The following is a 4,492-nucleotide window of genomic DNA, read 5'->3' on the forward strand; positions in this document are numbered from 1 at the left end:
CGCTCGACCACAGCCCCGCCGTCGCGGTGCTCTACCCCCCCTCCCCCCCCATCTCGGCGGTCATCTGGATCGACAGCTCCCTTTCGCCGCGCATCCCATCCACAGCCTCGCGCGGGCAGCGGCCTTCGGCACCGACTTCATCAGCATATTTGCTGGCGATCGCCGCGACGCGCGCGGCGCGCACCGCCGCCGCGTCTTCGGCCCTGGCTTCAATTGAAGCGCCCGCGACATTCATCAGATGACCTTTCGGCTATCCAGGATCATGCCGACCGTCTTTTCGATGGCGACGATGCTGGCGAAGGATTTGCGGTTCAGCAGATTGTCGGGAAACTCGATATCGAAAGCCTCTTCGATGCGGAGCATGAGTTGCACCGACGCAAAGGAAGACAAGCCCGCCGCATAGAGATCGGCGTCGTCGGCAATCTGATCCATCGTGACGGGGAGCGCACCACACTTGGCCAGCAAATCGCGAATAGTCTCATTCATCCTGGAGTCCCTCTAGGGTAATCGCAAACACGATGACAGTGACGCCGTCTTATCCTGAGCCGAGAAGTAATAGGGAAAGCGCACCTAAGGGAGCGCCGATACGCGGAGGGTTTGACCCAGTTGGAGCGCGTCTGAGCATTCATTTATCGCCCTCATGATACGCTTGCGACTGATAGCGTCCTTCCTGGCAATGATCGAAACGCTTAGCCCTTTGGCGACCGCTCTGAGCGCGGCTAGATCGCCAGATGAGAAAGAGCACGCTTGCGAAATAAGCCACTTGTAGAAGGAGCCAAGCACCCATCGTTGTGACCATTACGCTGCGGATGGAATGCGAGACTAAGTAGCTCGTTAGGGCGCTGGCGCCGACGACGAGCAGCAGGAGGCAGAAAAAGATTCTGAAGGGCAACACTGTTCTCCTGATTTGTTCGCAAGATCACGCGGCAACCTTGTCTGCGGCAACATGAGTCTGGCAGTTCTTCGGGCAGACGCGGGCACAGGCTCCGCAGCCAATGCAACGGCCGGCATGGTCGATGACCATGATCATGCGATTGAGCTCGCCATCGAAGTCGTCGTCCTCGTCGTCGCAGATGCCGAGGATTTCACCCGCGTCATCGATGCCGTAAAGGTGCATGACCTCGCGCGAGCAAACCTTAAAGCACCGGCCACAACCGATGCAGGTCGTGCCATCGATAGCGGTCAGATACTCCGGCACCCAGCTGGAGCCATCGCGCGTGACGAAACGGCCGGTCATCGTGAATTCTCCAACGTGGAAAGCTCTTCCTTCGCGCTTTCCAACTCGGCAAAGGCGTCGAACGTTTTCCGTGCGACAGTCTTGATCCTAGTCCAGTTGATCGGAAGATCCTCGGCAAGATCGTGCAACTCCATTTTCGCAGTTGCCGCACGTGACTGCAGTTTGCGGACTTTCTTAAGCTGCTCCTCAAGATTTGACATGATCTCTTCCTCGAAAACCAGGCCCATCCGCAAGCGCCACGTTGGGATAGTTTTCGATGGCTGCGACCGCATCGTCGACCAGTTTCGTGCCGGCGTCGGCGAGTTTGCGAAACGTCTCAAAGCCGAACCGGTGGACATCGCGCAGGGTCTTCGACAGAACGACCAACCGCCCGGTCGTGAGAACCACGCGGCCAAAGCCCTCGTGGCTCATCGTCATGATCGGCGATGCCACCAGGCCGGAGCGCTCTTCGATCACCAGTCCCACGCAACTGTAAAAAACCTGGAGCCTCCACAGCACGTCCGGATCGGGATCGCCGATGATCGGGATGTCACGGCGCTGCTCCTTGGTGAGGATGAAGTCGGCCAGCAGGTCGGCGTCCGATTTGTCTTCCCACGCCCCATGGGTATCCTGAGCGCGAATTAGCCGTATGAGGCATCTGAGGAAAGGAGTGGCAAGATCCCACTCCTCGTTGACAGCAGGGCCATTCGCAATACCAGTCAATGTTCCCATGATTTAGTCCTCATCGTCGAAGGGTTTCTTGTCAGTGGCGCCTGCTTCCGTTAGCACCTTGCGCAGCCAGGGCGGAGGAGCCGTCCGGAGCATCGTCCGGGTTCGCGACAGCACCTCTTCGATGGACTGAGGTTGCGGCACTTTGATCGGATGGATTTTTGCCGAAACAACCTTGGCTGCCGAAGGCCCGCCAATCGCCAGACAGAACAAGAGGTGACAGCCCTTCAATGCCTCCACCTTCGGGGTAATGCGGTCATCGCCCTCGGTCCGATGCTCCCCGCTCTCGTCGGAAACGTCTTCGAAGTCCAGGACTTCCACGAGTTTCCAGTCGTCGCGGCTCACGTCATAGACGGCGAAACGCTTGGCCGACCCGAAATGGGCGTCGAGAGTTTTCATATCTTGGGTGGCGATTGCTACGCGCAACGCGCCGGCCTTCCGTTTCGGGACCGGCGAGTGAACCCCGTCAGGGACGAGGGAGAGGCGACGGGCGGCGGTCATCTGGGCATTTCTCGTTTACGAAACGGATCAAGTGATTCAGGCCGCGGCGCGCGCTGGTTGGCCTGGAAGATGTTGGCAACATCGAAAATCAGGTCGCGCGTTCCCTGATAAAGTATGGAGAGCTTGTGCTGGCTCCCGAGCCGGTCGAAAATCGGGAAGCCGACGCGCATAAGCGGAATGCCAAGGCGCTCCGCCGCCTGGCGTCCATGCGAATGGGTGACGAGAAGATCAGCGCCGGCGGCAAGACCCTCGACATCGCCAAGATCGCCGACCTGGAGCGATTCGGCCGGCATTTCCTCGAGAATTTTTGAGGTGCCGGTCGTGGTGACGGCCGCCGCGATCTCGGCGCCCATGCCGGTGAAGAAGGTGGCGAGTTGGTAGAGCTGGTCCGGCTCGGCGGCGATTGCAATCTTCTTGCCACCGAAATGGAAATGCCCGTCGAGCAATGCGTCCTGCAGCTGTGCGCGGTGACGGCGGATATTTGCTGGCACCGGCGCACGGGAGATCGCGGAAAGCAGTGAGACGAACCGGTCGGCTCCCTTCAATCCCGTCAGCGAGTGGAACAGTGCGTAAGGCACTCCGGTCTGCGTCTGCAGCAGCTCTGCCGGGCGGCGCATATGCTCGCCGATCGCGATACACTGCACCGCCGTGCCAAGCTCTTGGATGTCGTCAAAGCGGGTGCCGCCATAGGTGGTAGGCACCCAACGATCGTCGGGCACTGTGCCGTCGAGCGAGCCGGAGATGTCCGGTAGGATAACCGGCTTAAGCCCGAAGCTTTCGACAATCTCGCGCAAATGCTCGATATCAGCGACCGTGAGATTCCAGCCGGGCAGGATCACTATCTTCTTCGATTGCCGCGCCTGCTCGCCGCGCAGCGTAATCCTTTGGATCATTGCGGTGACGGCCGTGGCCCAGCCTTCCTCGATCGCGCCGTCGAAATCAGGCGTGTTGGCCAGTACGATCTCCGTACCTTTAAGTTCTTTCGCGCGCAACAGCTTGATCTTCGCGAGATCCCTAGCGAAGTCTTCGCCACGAGTTTCCACCAGCGCCGTGGTGCAGACCCCGATCAGCTTCGGGTTCGTTCGGGTCTTTAGGTTGAGGATTGCCTCTTCCAAATGATCCATACCGCCGAGGATCGCCGCAACCTCATCTATCGCCGTTGTCTGCAACGGGATGGCCTCCTTGAAGTGCCGCACGAAAAGTACCAGCGCGAAGCTGGTGCAACCCTGGCTGCCGTGGAACAGCGGTATCGCACGATCGACCCCAAGAAAGGCGAGTGCGGCACCGAGCGGCTGTGACGATTTCAGCGGATTGACCGCAGCTGATTTGGTCTGGGGAAGGATATGGACCATCGACTTTCCTCAACACTTGCCGAAGCCGTCGGCCGTCGTGCCGACAAATTTCTGAAAGGCGTACACAGTCTCGGTCTCGCCCTGCATACTTGGCAGTTCTTCCTCTACATCAGGCTGACGCTCCCACGGTGCCGGCTCCCGCACCTCACTCCAGATCGGATTGTGAATGGCAAGGTCGATCTGGCGTACGAGTTCCACCATGCCGTCATAGCCGGCATAGGCGTGGTGCCGCTCCTGGTTGATATCGAGCCAGGGTGTCTTGGCCTTCAGCGCGATGAATTGCGTGCGCCCGCCCGACAGCATGATGTCGGCTTTATGGTCTGCGAGCATGTTGTAAAGCTCGCGCGGCGCCATCGACTCGAACATGTGGTTCTCGTCCTTGAGAATCTGCTTGATGCGTTCCTTGTCTTCGACCGTCGATTTCTTGACGGAGGTGCCGACCATCTCAACGCCGATCTCCATCAGCGCATGGAGAACGGACCAGGACTTCACACCGCCGGTGTTGAGCAGCACGCGCTTGCCTTGGAGCCTCGGCCGGTATGCTGCGAGCTTCTGCCACGCAATCGCCTCTTCCTGCGCGATCAGTGCCTCGGTGCGCTTAAGGATTTCCGGATGGGCGCCCTTTGTCACGAGCAGTTTGGCGATCTGCCTGAGTGCTTCGGTGGCGCCGGGGATGCCATAGACGGTGGCCTCG

General features: G+C 59.6%; 9 protein-coding genes. All 9 read right to left on the reverse strand.

The features are described from left to right. Positions 1 to 31 precede the first annotated feature (31 nt). The gene (locus C9413_RS28265; RefSeq protein ID WP_246703869.1) at positions 32 to 235 is read right to left on the reverse strand and encodes a hypothetical protein; all 204 of its coding nucleotides are present in this window, start codon (positions 233 to 235) and stop codon (positions 32 to 34) included. After that, a complete protein-coding gene (locus C9413_RS28270; protein WP_040114277.1) occupies positions 235 to 486 on the reverse strand; it encodes an acyl carrier protein in 252 nt (83 codons plus the stop codon). The genes C9413_RS28265 and C9413_RS28270 overlap by 1 nt, the downstream gene beginning before the upstream one ends. A 139-nt stretch (positions 487 to 625) precedes the next feature. Then, complete coding sequence (locus C9413_RS33895; protein ID WP_342636407.1) at positions 626 to 799, reverse strand: exopolysaccharide production repressor protein; 174 nt, start codon at positions 797 to 799, stop codon at positions 626 to 628. A 120-nt stretch (positions 800 to 919) separates the two neighbouring features. Beyond that, positions 920 to 1,237 (reverse strand): ferredoxin III, nif-specific, encoded by a 318-nt coding sequence (fdxB, locus tag C9413_RS28280; RefSeq protein ID WP_040114275.1) that lies wholly within the window; start codon positions 1,235 to 1,237, stop codon positions 920 to 922. Then, positions 1,234 to 1,437 (reverse strand): CCE_0567 family metalloprotein, encoded by a 204-nt coding sequence (locus tag C9413_RS28285; protein ID WP_040114274.1) that lies wholly within the window; start codon positions 1,435 to 1,437, stop codon positions 1,234 to 1,236. The genes fdxB and C9413_RS28285 overlap by 4 nt, the downstream gene beginning before the upstream one ends. After that, positions 1,424 to 1,948 (reverse strand): NifX-associated nitrogen fixation protein, encoded by a 525-nt coding sequence (locus tag C9413_RS28290; RefSeq protein WP_052451700.1) that lies wholly within the window; start codon positions 1,946 to 1,948, stop codon positions 1,424 to 1,426. The genes C9413_RS28285 and C9413_RS28290 overlap by 14 nt, the downstream gene beginning before the upstream one ends. A 3-nt stretch (positions 1,949 to 1,951) precedes the next feature. Continuing rightward, positions 1,952 to 2,446, reverse strand: coding sequence for a nitrogen fixation protein NifX (gene nifX, locus C9413_RS28295; RefSeq protein WP_040114273.1), 495 nt, complete (start codon positions 2,444 to 2,446; stop codon positions 1,952 to 1,954). After that, positions 2,443 to 3,798, reverse strand: coding sequence for a nitrogenase iron-molybdenum cofactor biosynthesis protein NifN (gene nifN / locus C9413_RS28300; RefSeq protein WP_040114272.1), 1,356 nt, complete (start codon positions 3,796 to 3,798; stop codon positions 2,443 to 2,445). The genes nifX and nifN overlap by 4 nt, the downstream gene beginning before the upstream one ends. Before the next feature lie 9 nt (positions 3,799 to 3,807). Continuing rightward, on the reverse strand, positions 3,808 to 4,492 hold a 685-nt coding region (locus C9413_RS28305; RefSeq protein WP_281408688.1), incomplete at its 5' end, for a nitrogenase component 1.

The sequence above is a fragment of the Rhizobium sp. SEMIA 4085 genome (assembly GCF_013004495.1).
In the GTDB taxonomy this organism is placed as follows: Bacteria; Pseudomonadota; Alphaproteobacteria; order Rhizobiales; family Rhizobiaceae; genus Rhizobium; species Rhizobium gallicum.